13 protein-coding genes and 1 tRNA gene are annotated in these 15,382 nt (G+C 40.5%); 8 read left to right on the forward strand and 6 right to left on the reverse strand.

What is annotated here, in order from left to right:
* Positions 1-1,273: T9SS type A sorting domain-containing protein (locus WHS63_RS06945; protein ID WP_445204484.1), on the forward strand; the 1,273-nt coding region annotated here is incomplete at its 5' end.
* A 30-nt stretch (positions 1,274-1,303) separates the two neighbouring features.
* On the opposite strand, the gene WHS63_RS06950 is transcribed toward WHS63_RS06945, so the two are convergent.
* Positions 1,304-2,398, reverse strand: coding sequence for a DUF1972 domain-containing protein (locus WHS63_RS06950; protein ID WP_445204485.1), 1,095 nt, complete (start codon positions 2,396-2,398; stop codon positions 1,304-1,306).
* Entirely contained in the window at positions 2,395-3,618 is a 1,224-nt protein-coding gene (locus WHS63_RS06955) for an ATP-binding protein (RefSeq protein WP_445204486.1), read from the reverse strand. Before WHS63_RS06955 ends, WHS63_RS06950 begins: the two co-directional genes overlap by 4 nt.
* Before the next feature lie 114 nt (positions 3,619-3,732).
* Here WHS63_RS06955 and WHS63_RS06960 point away from each other — a divergent pair, with 114 nt between their 5' ends.
* Complete coding sequence (locus WHS63_RS06960) at positions 3,733-6,024, forward strand: GAF domain-containing protein (RefSeq protein ID WP_445204487.1); 2,292 nt, start codon at positions 3,733-3,735, stop codon at positions 6,022-6,024.
* On the opposite strand, the gene WHS63_RS06965 is transcribed toward WHS63_RS06960, so the two are convergent.
* Positions 6,021-6,827 (reverse strand): DUF2797 domain-containing protein, encoded by an 807-nt coding sequence (locus WHS63_RS06965; protein ID WP_445204488.1) that lies wholly within the window; start codon positions 6,825-6,827, stop codon positions 6,021-6,023. The two genes, WHS63_RS06960 and WHS63_RS06965, sit on opposite strands and share 4 nt — an antisense overlap.
* A gap of 273 nt (positions 6,828-7,100) precedes the next feature.
* Between WHS63_RS06965 and WHS63_RS06970 the strand changes: the two genes are divergently transcribed.
* The 4 genes from WHS63_RS06970 (at position 7,101) to WHS63_RS06985 (ending at position 9,803) form a co-directional block, all read left to right on the forward strand.
* Complete coding sequence (locus tag WHS63_RS06970) at positions 7,101-7,634, forward strand: PspC domain-containing protein (protein ID WP_445204489.1); 534 nt, start codon at positions 7,101-7,103, stop codon at positions 7,632-7,634.
* Between the two features lie 73 nt (positions 7,635-7,707).
* Positions 7,708-8,049, forward strand: a complete 342-nt coding sequence (locus WHS63_RS06975; protein ID WP_369488882.1) for a PadR family transcriptional regulator — start codon at positions 7,708-7,710, stop codon at positions 8,047-8,049.
* 42 nt (positions 8,050-8,091) lie between these two features.
* Positions 8,092-9,654, forward strand: coding sequence for a PspC domain-containing protein (locus WHS63_RS06980; protein ID WP_445204490.1), 1,563 nt, complete (start codon positions 8,092-8,094; stop codon positions 9,652-9,654).
* Positions 9,655-9,729: 75 nt separating this feature from the next.
* Positions 9,730-9,803: transfer RNA gene (locus WHS63_RS06985), tRNA-Gln, on the forward strand.
* A 28-nt stretch (positions 9,804-9,831) separates the two neighbouring features.
* Here the strand turns inward: WHS63_RS06985 and WHS63_RS06990 are convergent.
* From WHS63_RS06990 to WHS63_RS07000, 3 genes are read right to left on the reverse strand one after another with little or no spacing between them, the layout of a single operon-like run.
* On the reverse strand, positions 9,832-11,361 hold the full coding sequence (locus tag WHS63_RS06990) for an MBOAT family O-acyltransferase (RefSeq protein WP_445204491.1): 1,530 nt from the start codon (positions 11,359-11,361) through the stop codon (positions 9,832-9,834).
* A 9-nt stretch (positions 11,362-11,370) separates the two neighbouring features.
* A complete protein-coding gene (locus WHS63_RS06995; protein WP_445204492.1) occupies positions 11,371-12,558 on the reverse strand; it encodes a GDSL-type esterase/lipase family protein in 1,188 nt (395 codons plus the stop codon).
* Entirely contained in the window at positions 12,551-14,035 is a 1,485-nt protein-coding gene (locus WHS63_RS07000) for a hypothetical protein (RefSeq protein WP_445204493.1), read from the reverse strand. The genes WHS63_RS06995 and WHS63_RS07000 overlap by 8 nt, the downstream gene beginning before the upstream one ends.
* 125 nt (positions 14,036-14,160) lie before the next feature.
* On the opposite strand from WHS63_RS07000, the gene WHS63_RS07005 reads away from it, so the two are divergent.
* Together WHS63_RS07005 and WHS63_RS07010 are read left to right on the forward strand one after the other, a co-directional pair.
* Positions 14,161-14,508 (forward strand): ArsC/Spx/MgsR family protein, encoded by a 348-nt coding sequence (locus WHS63_RS07005; protein ID WP_445204494.1) that lies wholly within the window; start codon positions 14,161-14,163, stop codon positions 14,506-14,508.
* Positions 14,509-14,520: 12 nt separating this feature from the next.
* Entirely contained in the window at positions 14,521-15,372 is an 852-nt protein-coding gene (locus WHS63_RS07010; protein WP_445204495.1) for a CAP domain-containing protein, read from the forward strand.
* The last annotated feature ends 10 nt before the right edge of the window (positions 15,373-15,382 follow it).

The raw sequence follows: 15,382 nt of genomic DNA on the forward strand, positions 1-15,382 counted from the left end.
CTACACCGATGGAAACGGGTGCGTGAACTCGGCCTCCAAGGACATTACCGTGAACCCATTGCCAACCGTTACCCTTGCCGATTTTACTCCCGTTTGCGTGGATGCTGCACCCATCACCCTCGATGGAGGCTTACCTACAGGCGGGGTTTACTCCGGTAACGGCGTTTCGGGTAGTACATTCGATCCGGCTGCCGCTGGTGCTGGCACACATACCATCACGTACACCTACACCGATGGAAACGGATGTGTGAACTCTGAGGCTAAGGATATTATTGTTAAACCTCTACCCTCTGCTACAATATCAACTTCCGATCCTACAGTTTGGTGCGAGGGTACAACCATTAACGTAACCTTCACAGCCGAAACTGCCGACAGCTACCAATGGTTGTTGAATGGCAATCCGATTTCCGGTGAAACGAATCCAACCCTGAATGTTAGCGCTGCTGGTATATATAGTTTAAGCGCAACTACAAACGGCTGTACAGCTATAGGCAATACAATTGAAGTAAGTGTGATTAGCACCCCAGCTGTTACAATTGAAACCACTGACCCAGCCAACTGGTGCGAGGGCGATGAGGTTAATGTACTCTTACAAGCTAATCCATCAGGTGGTTCGGCCTACCAGTGGCGTAAGGATGGCAACGATATTGACCAAGCAACCCAACCCCAATACCTGGCTACTGAGGCTGGTACTTATAGCGTGATTGCTACCTTTGCTGGTGGTTGCCAGGCCACCTCAAGCGACTTCACAATCACTATTAATCCTCTGCCTGTGATTGATTTACCTGACGATACAATCAGAATTGACACCACGCAGCAATACACCCTCGATGCGGGAACAGGATTCTCCAGTTATCTATGGAACAATTCAACTACTGAACAAACCTTGCTGGTTGATGGTCAAACCTATGGTGAGGGTATTTTCAAGTTCTGGGTAACTGTTACCAATGAGTTTGGTTGCGCCGCCACCGATACCGCTGTAATAAAAATTGCACTACCTAACTCTCTCCCAACCGATAAGATGTATAGCATTAGCATTTACCCAAATCCCACGACTGGTAATTTCAGCATTAGGATTACGGGGTTTGAACCCGGAAGGTACAAGCTGGAGTTTTACAACGCAATAGGAAATAAAGTGAGATACAGAGATATTACCATTGAAAACACTGAAACTGATATTACCGATAATATGGAGAGGCTTCCAAAAGGGCTATACTACATCAGGTTTGGTAACTCAAAGAAGTATCTTATCCGAAAATTAATTCTCGAATAATAGAAAAGGGGCTACTGAAAATGTAGCCCCTTACTTTTTCAACCTTTCTATTACATCTATATAAGCCAAAGCAACCTTCTCCCATAAGAAATTGCGCTCAATGGCTTGAATGTTTTGCTCTTTTACCCTATTTACCTCAACATCGTTTAGTTTTTCAAATTGGGAAATGCAACTCCCCAGTGTGGCTATGTTTTTGAAATATAGCCCCTGCTCTCCCATAATATCACGATTAAAAGGATTATTGTGTGCAATAATAAAACAGCCACAAGCCATAGCCTCAAGCAACGAAGGGTTAGTGCCACCAGCTGAATGCCCATGGATGTATGCTTTGCAGTAAAATCTCAAGCCATTTAAGATTTGCTGGTCATAAATGGCACCCAGGAGATGAATGTTTCTAAAATGACTGAATTTTCCAACTATTTTTTTTGCATAGCTTGATGTTAAATCGCCAACAACCAGGCATGGTTGGCCACTATGGGCAAAATAACTTAATACTGTTTCAACGTTGTTTTCAGGGGTAATTCTTGTAATTAGCAGGTAATATTCGTCGATATGCAATTTTTCTAACACATCTGGTCTGCCAGGGGCTTGCATCAAGGGATGAGCTCCGTATGGAATGTAGTGAAGCCATCTTTTATACCTGGTTGAGTAGTACTGGACTAATGCCCTGTTGTCGCAAACAAGTTGTGCCGATAGCTTAAAGGCTAGATACTCCGAAAAGCGCAGGTAGCTTTTAGCAATCCAGCCCCATTTCTTACGCTTATGCTCAATCCCATCGGGGTTAGTAATTATTTTCCCCCGTATTGACGCCGAAATAAAAAGCAGCAACGGGGCAAACGAGTGCCCGCATTCAATAACTACATCAACATTATTTCTAATTGCCCATTTAAGGGAGATGTAATCGTAATAAAGTGTAGCCAGGTTTGGTGTGAGAAATCTTGGTACCCTTAAGTTAACTTTAAAAATGCTATTGGCATTGAGTTCCTCACAGGAATGATCTGCAGGACTGGTTACATAGACCCTGTAACCCCTTTTGCTAAGTTCCTGCGATAGTTCTTCGGCAAATCGTTCGAAACCTCCATACCGGTTGGGAATACCGCGAGTGCCTAAAATAGCTACTTTCATTGCTTTTTCACCTCAATGCGCGGCACAGTGAAGTAAAATGTTGAACCTTTGCTTACCACGCTCCTAACCCCAATTGTACCTCCGTTTTTCTCAACAAACTCTTTGCAGAGTATTAACCCTAGTCCGGTACCACTCTCCTCATTAGTTCCTAAAGTGGTTGGGTTCGAATCGATGCGGAATAGTTTTTGAATAACCTCATCGGGTATTCCGACCCCAGTATCAATTACTGAGACTCTATAGTGATCAGGTTCAGCATCAACCTGAACAACAACTTCGCCATTTTGAGGGGTGAACTTTATGGCATTGCTAATAAGATTACGAACAACCGTGGTAATCATATTAACATCAAAATATGCATATGAATCGGTTGGTAAGGCCCAGTATAGGTTTATGGATTTGTTAAGTGCAGTTCCTTTTAGCAAATCAATGGTGTCGTTTATAACATCGGCTAGGTTTGCCATTTGAGGTTTAGGTGTTAACCTTCCGGTTTGTAGCATTGACCACTGTAAAAGGTTCTCGAGCAGGTTAAATGTCTTGTTTGAGTACTTGTAAATCTGCTCAATGAACATTTGCAGGTTGTTTTGATCAAAATTGGCAAACTCCTTGGCCAACAACTCCGACAGGGAAAGTACTGTGCTGAAAGGATTCCTAAGATCATGGGCTATGATTGCAAAGAACTTGTCTTTCATTTGGTTCAGCAGTTCCAGCTCCTTGCTCTGCTGTTCAATTTCCTCCTTTTGTTTTTTTATTTCGAGGTTTTTAGCCGTAAGCTCTGCCTCAAGTACATTGTAATCCCTTAAGCGCCAAACTAAACCGAGTAAAAGAGTTCTGGAGAGGCTTGGTATTTTTTGTAAAAATCTATTGAATTGTTCCTGGTGTAACCTAAGTAACACGGAATCCTCCATGGCAGTTACTGCTGTGGATCGAGCTGAGGAATCGAGAAGTGAATACTCCCCAAAGTACTGATTTGGGCCAAAGGTGGCAAAGGTGTGACTGCCATCGTGAGCCTTAACCTTGCCGCTTACTACAATGTATAAAGAGTAGTCCCTATCGCCTTTGTTGAATAACCGTTCGTCTTTTTTAACCTCACAAGACTCAAGTACTGATGCAATTTTACGAAGAGTTGAATGATCAACCTCCTTGAAAAGAAGAATTGACCTTAAACAGTCAATCCTTTTTTCGAGCTCATCATCCCTATGTTTTTTAAATAAATTTAGCATGGAAATTTTTTGAATAAAATGGTACTGCCAAATTAAATAAAATTCCTTAATATCTGCATAAACAATCATTTTTTTGTAATATTGTGAAACGTAAATGGCATAATTAAAACGGCTATGAGATTAAAACTTACCATCCGGCAGAAAATACTATACTACATCCTGGGTAGTGCTTTTATTATTTTTTCAATAGTTTTTTACTTCATAAGTTCATCGTCGCGCCGTTTAGCATACGAGCAATCCATTAAGCTAACCAATAGTTATGCCCGACAGTACGCCCTTAACATTGAAAGTTGGATAAACCAAGATTTTGCTGTAACCCGGACGCTTGCTGCCGCATTCATGGAATACAAGCAGATGCCCTTTGATCAATGGCAAAAGTTAATCTACCCCATGTACAATAGGGTTATTCTAACCACTCCACATATAGATGCTTACTGGGATAGCTGGGAGCTAAGCAACCTTGACCCCAACTGGACACTCCCTTATGGCCGGCACTTCTACATAGTTTATAAGCAAGATGGGGTTTACAAAACAAAAGCTGAAATGCGCAGCTTAACCGGCGATCCCCCAACCTACGGTAGCATGAAAAGTGCTGCCAAGGAGATCATTGTTGAACCATACACATCGGAGCTCCAACGGGGACAAATGATGACCACACTCTCATCGCCACTTCTCGAAAATGGTAAGTTTATTGGTTTAATTGGTGCCGACCTAATACTTACCCGCTTTCAGCAACTGGTAAATACCATTAAACCTTACCCCAATAGCTACGCCTTTTTACTTTCATATAAGGGTGTTTTTATTGCCCACCCCGATTCCTCAATTTTCAAAAAGAATATAACCGAAGTATTACCTGAGTTTAATAATCAACACAACATACTAGCTCAGGTTCAGAAAGGGAAAGCCTTTAGCTTCACCCATCAAAATAACAAAGGTGATAGGATTTACTACACTTTTGAGCCTATCCGAATAGGTAATACACAAACACCTTGGTCAATTGGAATTGCTGTTCCTGTAACCGATATTATGGCTCAAGCAAACAGGAGTTACAACACAAGCCTCTTCATCGCCTTGGTAGGTTTATTGGTAATTATTTTTATGGTTTACTTTGTTTCCAACAACATTACGTTGCCCATTAAAAAAATCACCCAAATACTTAATGAGTTTGCAAAGGGAAAGATTGTTAGCAGCATTGACATTAGAACCTCATCGAACGATGAAATAAGCCAAATGGTTGAGGCGGTAAGCGCGTCGCTTGCTGGTGTAAACTCCAAAACCTCATTTGCCCGTGAGATTGGTGCAGGAAACCTAAATGTTGACCTTGCGCTGCTAAGCGATGAGGATCAGCTAGGTAAGTCGCTTATTGAAATGCGCGATAATCTCCGTAGAGCTCGTGATGAAGAAGAAAAACGAAAAGTTGAGGAGGAAAAGAAGCGGTGGACCAATGAGGGAATGGCAAAGTTTGGTGAAATACTTCGTCAGAACAACAATAACCTTAGCCTGCTAAGCCAGGAACTTATTAAAAACCTTGTTTGGTACCTGAACGCTCAGGTTGGTGGATTATTCGTTTTGAGCGAAAACAAGGAAACTGGCGATAAAACCTTCGATATGGTTGCCATGTTTGCCTACGACAGGAACAGGGTTATGCAACGAAGCTACCATTTTGCCGAAGGTCTTATTGGTGCTTGCGCTGCTGAACGCGATGCTATCATTTTGAAAGAAGTTCCACAGGATTATATAGAGATTACCTCAGGGCTTGGTGGTATTAACCCCAATTACATAATAGTTGTTCCCTTGATATTTGAAGAGGAGGTTATGGGGGTTATTGAAATTGCCTCGCTTCAGGAGCTTAAAGAGCACGAGGTTCAGTTCCTCAAGGATATTGCCAAAAGCATTGCATCGACCCTGCATACCGTAAAGGTTAATACCCTGACCGCTGAACTTTTAATGAAATCTAAAGAACAAGCGGAAATGATGGCTGCCCAGGAGGAAGAGATGCGCCAGAACATGGAGGAACTCCAAGCCACTCAGGAAGAGGCTGCCCGTAAAACCCTTGAACTCGAAGGGTTAGTTAATGCCCTGAATGCTGCTGCTTTTGTTATGGAGTACGATACCAAGGGTTACGTGATTAACATCAATGATAGTTACCTCAACTTCCTTGGAGCCAATCGTGACGACATAATTGGATTGCACCACGCAGAGAACCTTATACTGTCCGAGACCGAAAAAGCCTCGTACGATAAGATGTGGAGCGATATTCTCAGGGGAAACATCCGTAAGCATAAAACCCGCATTAGGGTTAATGGACAGGAACATCTACTTCTTGAGACCTACACTCCAATTTTTGACCATAGCGGTCAACTGTTGAAAATTCTAAAAATTGCAACGGATATTACCAACATTTAAAAGGTAATATCAACCAAGTATCCTGAATGATTCCGAATATTGATTACAATACCTGATTCAAAAATCAGGTATTGTCCTTTTATACCAACCAGTTTACCCTCAATTGCATTAACTTTTTCCAGGTTAACGGATCTTACCTTATCTGAAAGTTGAATTACTGGATAGCTTACACGGTAAACCACATCGCTTTCAGGAATGTAACTTAAATTTTTACCATTTATAAATTCAAGCGCTTTTGCTTTACTGGTCAAAAAATCGGACGGTAGCTCGCTTGAATCGGTGAGCATACGTTGCCAAGCCGTTTTATCGGCAAAAATCTTTTTTAGCTCTACCTCAACCAATCCTGCTGTATAACGGTTAGGAGTATGACAGATCTTTACGGCAAAGGTTGCTCCCTGATCAACCCATCGGGTGGGTATTTGGTGATACCTTGTAACACCAACCTTTAAGCCGCCAGTCCATGCCAGGTAAACGTAGTGTTGCACAAGACAATTTGCCTTGGCAAATTCCAAATCGCGGGCAATACCCTCGTGTGCTCTGCATAGTTCAGGCCTTAAAACGCACTCCTCCGCTTCCGGTACCTTTATAAAACATGGGTAACAAAACCCCTGACCAAACAGTTTCTTTGTTTCACGCCCACAATGAATACAGCGATTAATATTTAAGTACTTCAGCCCTATTCCTTTTCCAATTAGTTCTGAAAGGTTTATCCTACCTGAATCAAGATCAAGAAAATACTCTGGACTAATACTAACATCATTGCCAGTATTAGTGAACCCCATTTTTGTAAGCACACCTTTCATGACAGATTTATTTTAATGAATAAGTTGAATTTTACATATCCTCGCCCGCTGAAATTGCTAAAACACAGAATAAAGAACATAGCTCAACTATGAATTATAAAGATAAACATTTAAAAAGAAAGCTTAAGGTTCTACAAAATGACTGCAATGTTAAACCATGTTAAATATACTACTATGTATTGCATAGTATTGTTTTATCGCTTATATTTGTAATAAATAAATACTAGTTATTGCATTGCAACAAATAAAAAGTCAAACCAAACAGCATGAGCTATGAAACGTACAATTTCAGTGAGTTTAAACGGTAAAGCCTATATGCTTGAAGATGATGCCTACTATGCCCTAGATAGATATCTTAAGGGTCTGGAGGCTCACTTTGCAAACGACCCAAACAAAAAGGAAATAGTTGGCGATATTGAAAGTAGGATTGCCGAACACTTCGATGAGTTCATAAAGGTTCCAGGGCAAGTGGTAAACCTTGAAGAGGTTAATCGGGTAGTTCACTTAATGGGGAACATTAACGACTTTGACCCCACAAACACTAAGGCGCCTTCCGAAAATGACAGGGTGTACCCAAAACTTTACCGCGATGTGGACGATAGAATTTTAGGGGGGATATGCACGGGTATGGGACACTACTGGAAAGTTGATCCCGTTCTTTTTCGTTTGGTATTTTTCCTGCTAACCCTTTGGGGAGGCCTAGGCGTACTAATCTACATTGTTTTTTGGGTAGTTGTTCCACCCGCCATTACCCCAACACAAAAACTTGAGATGAAGGGTGAAAAAATAAATGTTAACAATATGTAACCCATTTTTTACAGCAAAGAATGGGTTGAATCAGAAAATATGCACAACATAACAAAAACCCTAAGTTGAAGCCATGAATCAGGAAATAGAGAATGCTAAAGCACAAATGCGAAAGGGCGTACTTGAGCTATGTGTTTTAACAGTACTATCGAGAGGAGATGCTTACGCAAACGACCTTATAAACCAGCTAAAACAGGCTAAAATGATAGTAGTTGAAGGTACTATTTACCCCCTACTTACTCGGCAAAAAAATGCTGGTTTGCTCACCTATCGATGGGAAGAGTCGCCGCAAGGCCCTCCAAGGAAGTACTATTCGCTAACCGAAGAAGGCAAAGAGTATCTTGCTGAACTGCTAAATAGCTGGGATGAACTGGTTGAAATGGTTAGCGCTATTCGCAATCAGAAAAATGATTAATTTTTAGGTACTATTACCATTTTTACCATTAATAAAAAACAAATGAATACAACTGTAAATGTAAGTATTGGAGGCTACTCATTCACACTGGAAGAAAATGCATACAATACGCTCCAGGAGTACCTTAACACGGTTAAGGTAAAACTTGGCAACGATAAGGTAGCCCAGGAAACTGTGAACGATATTGAATTCCGAATAGCAGAATTGCTTTCCGAGAAAATTACCTTAGGTCAAGTGGTTACCAATGATATGGTAACGCCAATAATTGAGCAAATAGGTAAACCTGAAGATATTGGTGAAAATAACGACTCAACCAGTAATAAACAGTACCGTCCAAAACGTTTATATCGTAACCCCGACGATTCAATAATTGCTGGCGTTTGCGGTGGACTGGCAGCTTACTTCAGGGTCGACCCCCTAGTTTTTAGGATTTTATTTTTTGCTCTTTTATTCCTAAAAGGATTTGGCTTGCTACTTTACATTCTACTATGGATTGCAATGCCAAAAGCAAAGACCCCATTCCAAAAAATGGAAATGATGGGCGATACCGAGAACATTGATGAAATTGGCAGGCGTGTTCGAAAAGAGATTAGCAATGCAAGTGATAATCTAAAAAATTCAAAGGCAGGTAACACTGTTAATAAATTAATAAACCTTTTCGGACAGGTTATGCTCTACCTGTTAAAAGCCATGCTTGTTATTGTTAAAGTAATTTCTATTACCATAGGAGTTCTTTTAATCGTTAGCATGCTACTTATTTTTATAGCACTTGTTGGCGCTGTGTTCTTTGCATCGTATAGTCCTGATTTTTCCGGAGTTATTGGTGGCGTTGGAATGACACTCAATGAAATTATTGCATCGGTTCTTGATATTAGTAGTAGCTACTGGATTACTATCCCACTATTTTTAACCCTAGCCATACCAATTGTTGCATTAATTTATGCTGGAATACGCATTCTTTTCAGGTTCAGGGCTAAAGATGGCACAATAGGCATTATTGCTACAGTAATTTGGGCCGCTGCTGTTGTAACCCTTTCACTCACATTTTTCTTCCAGATGCGAGGCCTTTCTGTTAGCGAAAAAGTGGTAAAAGAATTGGAAGTTTCGCCAGTAAATAGCAACTCCAAGATTGTACTGTGTAAATCATACAACTACTTGACCGATAGTACATCATCGATAGAGGAAAAGGTTCAATTTTTCGATTGGAAAATAGTTACACTAAAAGGGAAACATCAGCTTGCAGGCTCACCCACTCTAATTATTGACAAGAGCTTTGAAGCGAAGCCAAGATTTGAGGTAATACGCAAAGCAAGAGGGGTTAACAGCTATACAGCAGCAGATAATGCAAAGGACATTATTTACTCCTTAACATTAAACGATACCCTGGCCATTCTGGATCCGCTATACATTATCCCTGAAAAAACAAAGTGGAAAAACCAGAGCGTAACCATTAAGCTGTATTTGCCTGAAGGATACGGTGTTTACCTTGACGAAACGCTAACCGATATCCTTGAAGAATATCAACCCTACAGCAACTACTGGCCCGATGAAATGGTTGGGAAAACATGGATTATGACCGCAAACGGTTTGCGTATAGCGAGGTAAATAAATTTTTAAAAAAAATTTTGAGGTTTACTACATTAGTATTAATTTTGCACTGCTTTAAAAAAGCGATAGGATTGACCTATGGTGTAATGGTAGCACAGCAGATTTTGGTTCTGTTAGTCTAGGTTCGAGTCCTGGTAGGTCAACCAAAGCCCCTGAATAAGGGGCTTTTTTATTTTAGAACCGGAAATAGATAAACGGTTTAAGCTCCATGGTTTGAAATTGAATGAGAACAACTACTACCAACAGAGCTGCAAAAAGCTTTAAAATCAAAGGCATAGCAATAAACCGACCCCGCAGATACTCCTTAGCATTATAGGGCAATAAGTGGACAATAAAGCCCAACGCAAGAACCAGGAATACATCGGAAAAGGCCAGCGCAACATCCGGGGCAGTTTTTATACCGAAATTGGTAAATATTTGGCTTAGCATATCGGTTGCCGCATTAAAATCGTTTGCCCTGAAAAAAATCCACGACAAGCAAACCACATTAAAGGTGATAATGCCCCAGACCAATCGGGTTGAATGTTTCTCGCTACTAATGTTTACTAATCTTAAGTTGGATAGCAACTTTTCAATTGCCAATCCAACCCCATGAATTCCACCCCAAACAACAAATTTCAGATGTGCGCCATGCCATAAACCTCCAAGAAGCATGGTTATTAATAGGTTTATGTATGTTCTTATCCTTCCCTTTCGGTTTCCTCCTAAGGGAATGTAAAGGTAATCCCTCAACCACGACGATAGCGATATATGCCACCGGTGCCAGAAATCGGTTAAGCTGGTTGCTTTGTAGGGAGAGTTAAAATTGATAGGAAGCTTAAAGCCAAGCAAAAGGGCTACTCCTATTGCAATATCGGTGTAGCCTGAAAAATCGCAATAAATCTGCATGGCATAGCCATAGGTGGCCAGCAGGTTTTCAAAACCAGTATAGCCGAGGGGATTACTAAAAACCCTATCGACAAAGTTTACCGACAGGTAATCGGAAATTACTATTTTTTTTACCAACCCGGCAAGAACTAGAAAAAGAGCATGGCCAAACTCGTTTTTGCTTAATTCATATCGCCGGTAAATTTGCGGAATAAACTCTGCAGCACGCACAATTGGGCCTGCAACCAGCTGAGGGAAAAACGAAACGTAAAACGCAAAATCAATAATGTTTCTGACCGGGGCGACTTTCCCCCGGTAAACATCAACCGTATAGCTTATGGTTTGAAAGGTATAGAATGAAATTCCAACAGGAAGCACAATGGTGGTAGTGTCAAATTTAGTATTAAGGAGGGCGTTGCCCCAAAGGGCAAGATGATTAACAACTGTTAGGTTAACACCTACAAGGTTATTAAGCAAATCAACAATAAAGTATGCGTACTTAAAGTACGACAATACTAATAGGTTTACCAAAATACTTAAGGCTACAAGCAGCTTTCTGTTTATTTTGCTACCCGATTTAGCTATTGCTAATCCAATTGAGTAATCGACCAACGTTGAAAACAGAAGAAGTGAGAAAAATAACCCGCTTGATTTAAAGTAGAAGAAAAGGCTAAATACCAAAAGGTAAGCACTTCGGATAATTGGACGGTTGTAAACAAACGTGTAACCAGCCAGCAAAAAGCCAAAGAAAACCCAAAAGGAAAGCTGGGTGAACATCAGGGAGTCACCCTCGGTGTAGTGAAGAAAGTTCAGAACTATTTCCTTAATATTGATCATAACAATTGGCTACTCAATAAAACCTGAATTATACAGCGCATGGTAAAACAACTCGCCTTGGAGCTGATACCCTTTTGCTGTAAGATGAACCCCATCGGGGGCAGCAAGACCATACCTAATCCATCCCTGAATGCTTCCCTTGCCACCCATAAGGCTATAGAAATCCCACACCGGAAGTTTATGTTTGGTTGAAATCTCTTTAATAACATTGGACGCCACCTGCACCCTGATGTTCATGTACTTACGATTTAAAAGATGATCGTTTGGCGTGGTAAAAATTATCAATGGGTTAGGTAAAGCGCTTTTTATTGTGTTAATTAAATTTTCCTGATCACGTGCGAAATTGAGACTATCGAATAAGTTTGAATATGCATCATTGGTACCAAGCGAAACTATTACTATATCGGGTTTAACCAATTTGATATTGGGGAGCAATTGTTTTGCCAATGAAAATCCGTGGACGGTTGCACCATTTAAACCTACAGAACTTAGAGAGAATTTCGATTTTGTGTTCCAAAGATTCACACCATAAACTATACACTCAAAATCATTTTTTGCCCTAAACCCTATTACAACACTATCAACTTCACTCTCAAGTTCAAACTCAGCAATATTTTCATGTAAAATAGGATTTACATTTTTGGGTTCAACCAGAATAGGAGTCAAGTAGGGTGAAGCAGATTGGTAGAATACACTTACCCGGTTTACCTGTGTTTTGAAGAGGGCGTTAGGCTTTACTTTAAACGATAGGGTTGCAAGGCTATCGGTGGTTTTAGCTGAAACCCCAAAAATACCTGCATCAACTGGAGTATTGGCTCCGTTTACCTTTTGGTACTCCCATCGGCCAGTATGATATGAGGTGTACTCAACAGGATTATTTGAACACATTACTGAGTAAGGGAAAACCAATCCGGGCGAAACATACTGGCTTTGGAACTCGCGTGCAAGAAGCATTTTTACTGTTCTCGATAATATTCCAGCCTGCACATGTGAATCGCCAATATGAACAATTGTTAGTGGCTTACTGGGTTTAACTACTATTTTTTGGCCAAAGAAATTTTTTATTGTGTTAGCGGAATGATTGAACAATAAAATGGCAGGTGATTTTGTTTGTACCAGTAGGCTTACCTGATATGGCAAGAGTGTCAAGATTAAAAAAATGGCAATGCCGGTTATATGTATTACTAACCTATTCATAGCTTACTGAATCGGGGAAAACAGTGGTCTGGTTATTATTACTCAAATTATTATTACCTAAGGCCATTAGCAATGCATTAGCCATTTTCTGGCCAAAGCGCTTAGCCCCATAATTTGTAAAGTGGGTATAATCCTTTGTTGCAAGGGGAGGTTTAGAGTTAACCCATTCAATTATTGATCCTTCCCCACCCATAGCGGAATACCCATCCCAAAACAAAGTTCCATTACCTAAAGCCGCAGATCTTTGCGCCTGCAGCACTTTTTCAACACTTGGGTTCGATTTCAGCTCGCCATCGAACCGGTTGGCCATATCGGTAACCCCAACAACTAAAATATCGGCTTGTGGAGCAAAACGCTTAACTGCTTTTATTTGTTGCTCCATAAGCTTTTGGTAGTAGGCATAGCTTGATAGGTTCGAGGGAACCACATTGATTCCAAACTGCATTATAACCAATCGGACATTTAGTATTCTGTAAATTTCCGAGGCAACCTCTGAATCGAAATGGTTAAAAAAGTTACCGGATGTTCCTCTTAATGCAATATTGCAAACACTAACACCGCTGCCCGATTCGGCCAGTAAGCCATAAAGTTTAACGGTAGATGGATTCCTTAAATGAATTGAGATTCTCTCAAAACGGCTGGGGAGGTTTACTTTTACCAATTTCACCTTGCTGTAGGGCACAACCTGCGTCTCTAGGGTATCGGTTCCATCAACTATAATTTTAAATGCATAGGAAGAATCAGAGTTGCCTGAAACTATGCTTAAGGTATTAAAGATTTGCTTAAAGTTAACCTTTATGGAAACAATCTCGCGATACGATTCCGACGGGGCAACCTCAGCAATTGACCCAAGCACACAATCGGGCTTTTTTGTTGGTTTGGCATTAACCGCTGAATTTACATTTACATGCTCTGATAAGCTAACCCTAAAGCCGTACGGCAAATACTCAGTATTCCAAATTGGAATTAGACCCAAACCCTTACCACCAAACTTTTCCTGAAGGGCAGCTCTCAACTGGCTGGTGATCCTATCGCCCTCAATTTGCGAATCGCCATAATGCAGAACTCGCACCGTTGTAACTTCATCGCTATTCCTATATATAGCGCTAATAAAGGAACCTAACGCATTAATACCCTTTGGCATTTCAAAGTGTAAGGTTCCGGCTGTAACAATACTTTTTGGGGGAGCTACTACTGAATCGATACTCGCTTTTACAGGTTCTACATACAATGAATCCAAATCCGGGATTGACTTTTCTGCTATTGTCTCTACTTTTGAATTTACATCGGGTTGAATGGAATCGGTTTTGCTGGATGCTCTTTTTATATTGTCACCAGCTAATTGCTCAAAGGGTTTTGGAAAACGAAACAAAAAATCATCTACCCTAAAGGTGCTACCTGGCACAATTATGGATAGTAATGTGTAAAGAATTGCTACCAACAAAAGGAAACCTAACGTATGGTACGGCTTGTTCATGAAATGTTTAATGCTAACGGATTTTAAATGTAATTGTTTTTGATAAATGGTGTATATTAGGTAGCGATAATTAGAAAGTAATTTTGCTTTTAAATTTGATAAATAGTAACTTACAGGATGTTATAATGGCAATGATAAGAGTGTTACATAATCCACGATGCGCAACCAGCCGGAAGGGGCTGGAGTACCTGAACTCAAAAAATATCAATTTTGAGGTAATAAACTATTTGTCCACCGGCCTAAGCCGCGATATTGTGAAAGAGATTCTGCTTAAATCAAACCTAAAACCCATTGAACTGGTAAGGACACAGGAGGAATACTACAAGAAATTTCTGAAAGCCAAAAACTTTAACGAGGAGGAATGGGTTGAGATACTTACTCAAAATCCAAAGCTTTTAAAACGCCCAGTTGTGATTGGTAAATATAAAGCAGTAATAGGTATACCTGTAGAAAATATCGATAAAGTTTTATAAACTTTCATAGCCATGAAATTAGGAAATTTAATTTTAGCCGCACTTACACCGCTATTATTCTCCCCAACAGCATTTTCGCAAAATGCCGATTTGGTAAGCATGGAGAATGAAATTCTTAAAATGGTGAACGAGCATAGGAAATCGATTGGTAAATCGGAATTGGTGTTTAACGATTATGTTCGCAAAGAAGCATACATTCATTCCCAGAACATGGCATCGGGCAAGGTAACATTTAGCCACAAGGGATTCGATGAGCGATTTAATCGGCTAAGCGGTTTTCTGGAAATTACTACTGGAGCCGAAAACATTGCAAATGGCCCATTTAATGCAAAACACATTGTTAGTGGTTGGCTTGCTAGTCCTCCCCATAGAAAAAATATTGAAGATGATTTTAACCTTACAGGAATAGGAATAGCCAAAGCCCCAAATGGCTCATACTTTTATACCCAGATATTTGTAAAAAGTGCCGAGAAACCTAAGGTTGTACCCAGAGAGTACGAGGCAGAACTTTTACAGCTGATAAATAACCACCGAAAGAGTCTTGGGCTACCTGCCATAAAAAACGACGAAGGTATTCATACCGAGGCACTCGGGTACTCCCAGCAAATGGCTGCAGGTAAAGTTCCTATTGGCCCACCGAGTTTCGACAATCCAATAAAATCGCTAATGCGTCGATATAAAGCATCAAAAATGGTAGAACTTATTGGATATGATTACCTCAAACCCAAGGAACTATTTGATGCCTGGATGAGCAGCACTAGCCAGCGCGATATTATAGAGGGGAATTACAACCTAACGGGAATTGGAGTATACCAGTCAGTAAACGGCAAAGTGTTTGTTACCCAGGTGTTTCTGCTTCAGTAACCAACCTAAA

It is taken from the genome of Tenuifilum sp., from assembly GCF_037481895.1.
GTDB lineage: Bacteria > Bacteroidota > Bacteroidia > Bacteroidales > Tenuifilaceae > Tenuifilum > Tenuifilum osseticum.

What these genes read in the sequence shown, in the direction of transcription:
- WHS63_RS06950 (WP_445204485.1), bottom strand. Translation starts at nt 2,398, where the DNA reads ATGAAAGTAGCTATTTTAGGCACTCGCGGTATTCCCAACCGGTATGGA.
- WHS63_RS06955 (WP_445204486.1), bottom strand. Translation starts at nt 3,618, where the DNA reads ATGCTAAATTTATTTAAAAAACATAGGGATGATGAGCTCGAAAAAAGG.
- WHS63_RS06960 (WP_445204487.1), top strand. Translation starts at nt 3,733, where the DNA reads ATGAGATTAAAACTTACCATCCGGCAGAAAATACTATACTACATCCTG.
- WHS63_RS06965 (WP_445204488.1), bottom strand. Translation starts at nt 6,827, where the DNA reads ATGAAAGGTGTGCTTACAAAAATGGGGTTCACTAATACTGGCAATGAT.
- WHS63_RS06970 (WP_445204489.1), top strand. Translation starts at nt 7,101, where the DNA reads ATGAAACGTACAATTTCAGTGAGTTTAAACGGTAAAGCCTATATGCTT.
- WHS63_RS06975 (WP_369488882.1), top strand. Translation starts at nt 7,708, where the DNA reads ATGAATCAGGAAATAGAGAATGCTAAAGCACAAATGCGAAAGGGCGTA.
- WHS63_RS06980 (WP_445204490.1), top strand. Translation starts at nt 8,092, where the DNA reads ATGAATACAACTGTAAATGTAAGTATTGGAGGCTACTCATTCACACTG.
- WHS63_RS06990 (WP_445204491.1), bottom strand. Translation starts at nt 11,361, where the DNA reads ATGATCAATATTAAGGAAATAGTTCTGAACTTTCTTCACTACACCGAG.
- WHS63_RS06995 (WP_445204492.1), bottom strand. Translation starts at nt 12,558, where the DNA reads ATGAATAGGTTAGTAATACATATAACCGGCATTGCCATTTTTTTAATC.
- WHS63_RS07000 (WP_445204493.1), bottom strand. Translation starts at nt 14,035, where the DNA reads ATGAACAAGCCGTACCATACGTTAGGTTTCCTTTTGTTGGTAGCAATT.
- WHS63_RS07005 (WP_445204494.1), top strand. Translation starts at nt 14,161, where the DNA reads ATGGCAATGATAAGAGTGTTACATAATCCACGATGCGCAACCAGCCGG.
- WHS63_RS07010 (WP_445204495.1), top strand. Translation starts at nt 14,521, where the DNA reads ATGAAATTAGGAAATTTAATTTTAGCCGCACTTACACCGCTATTATTC.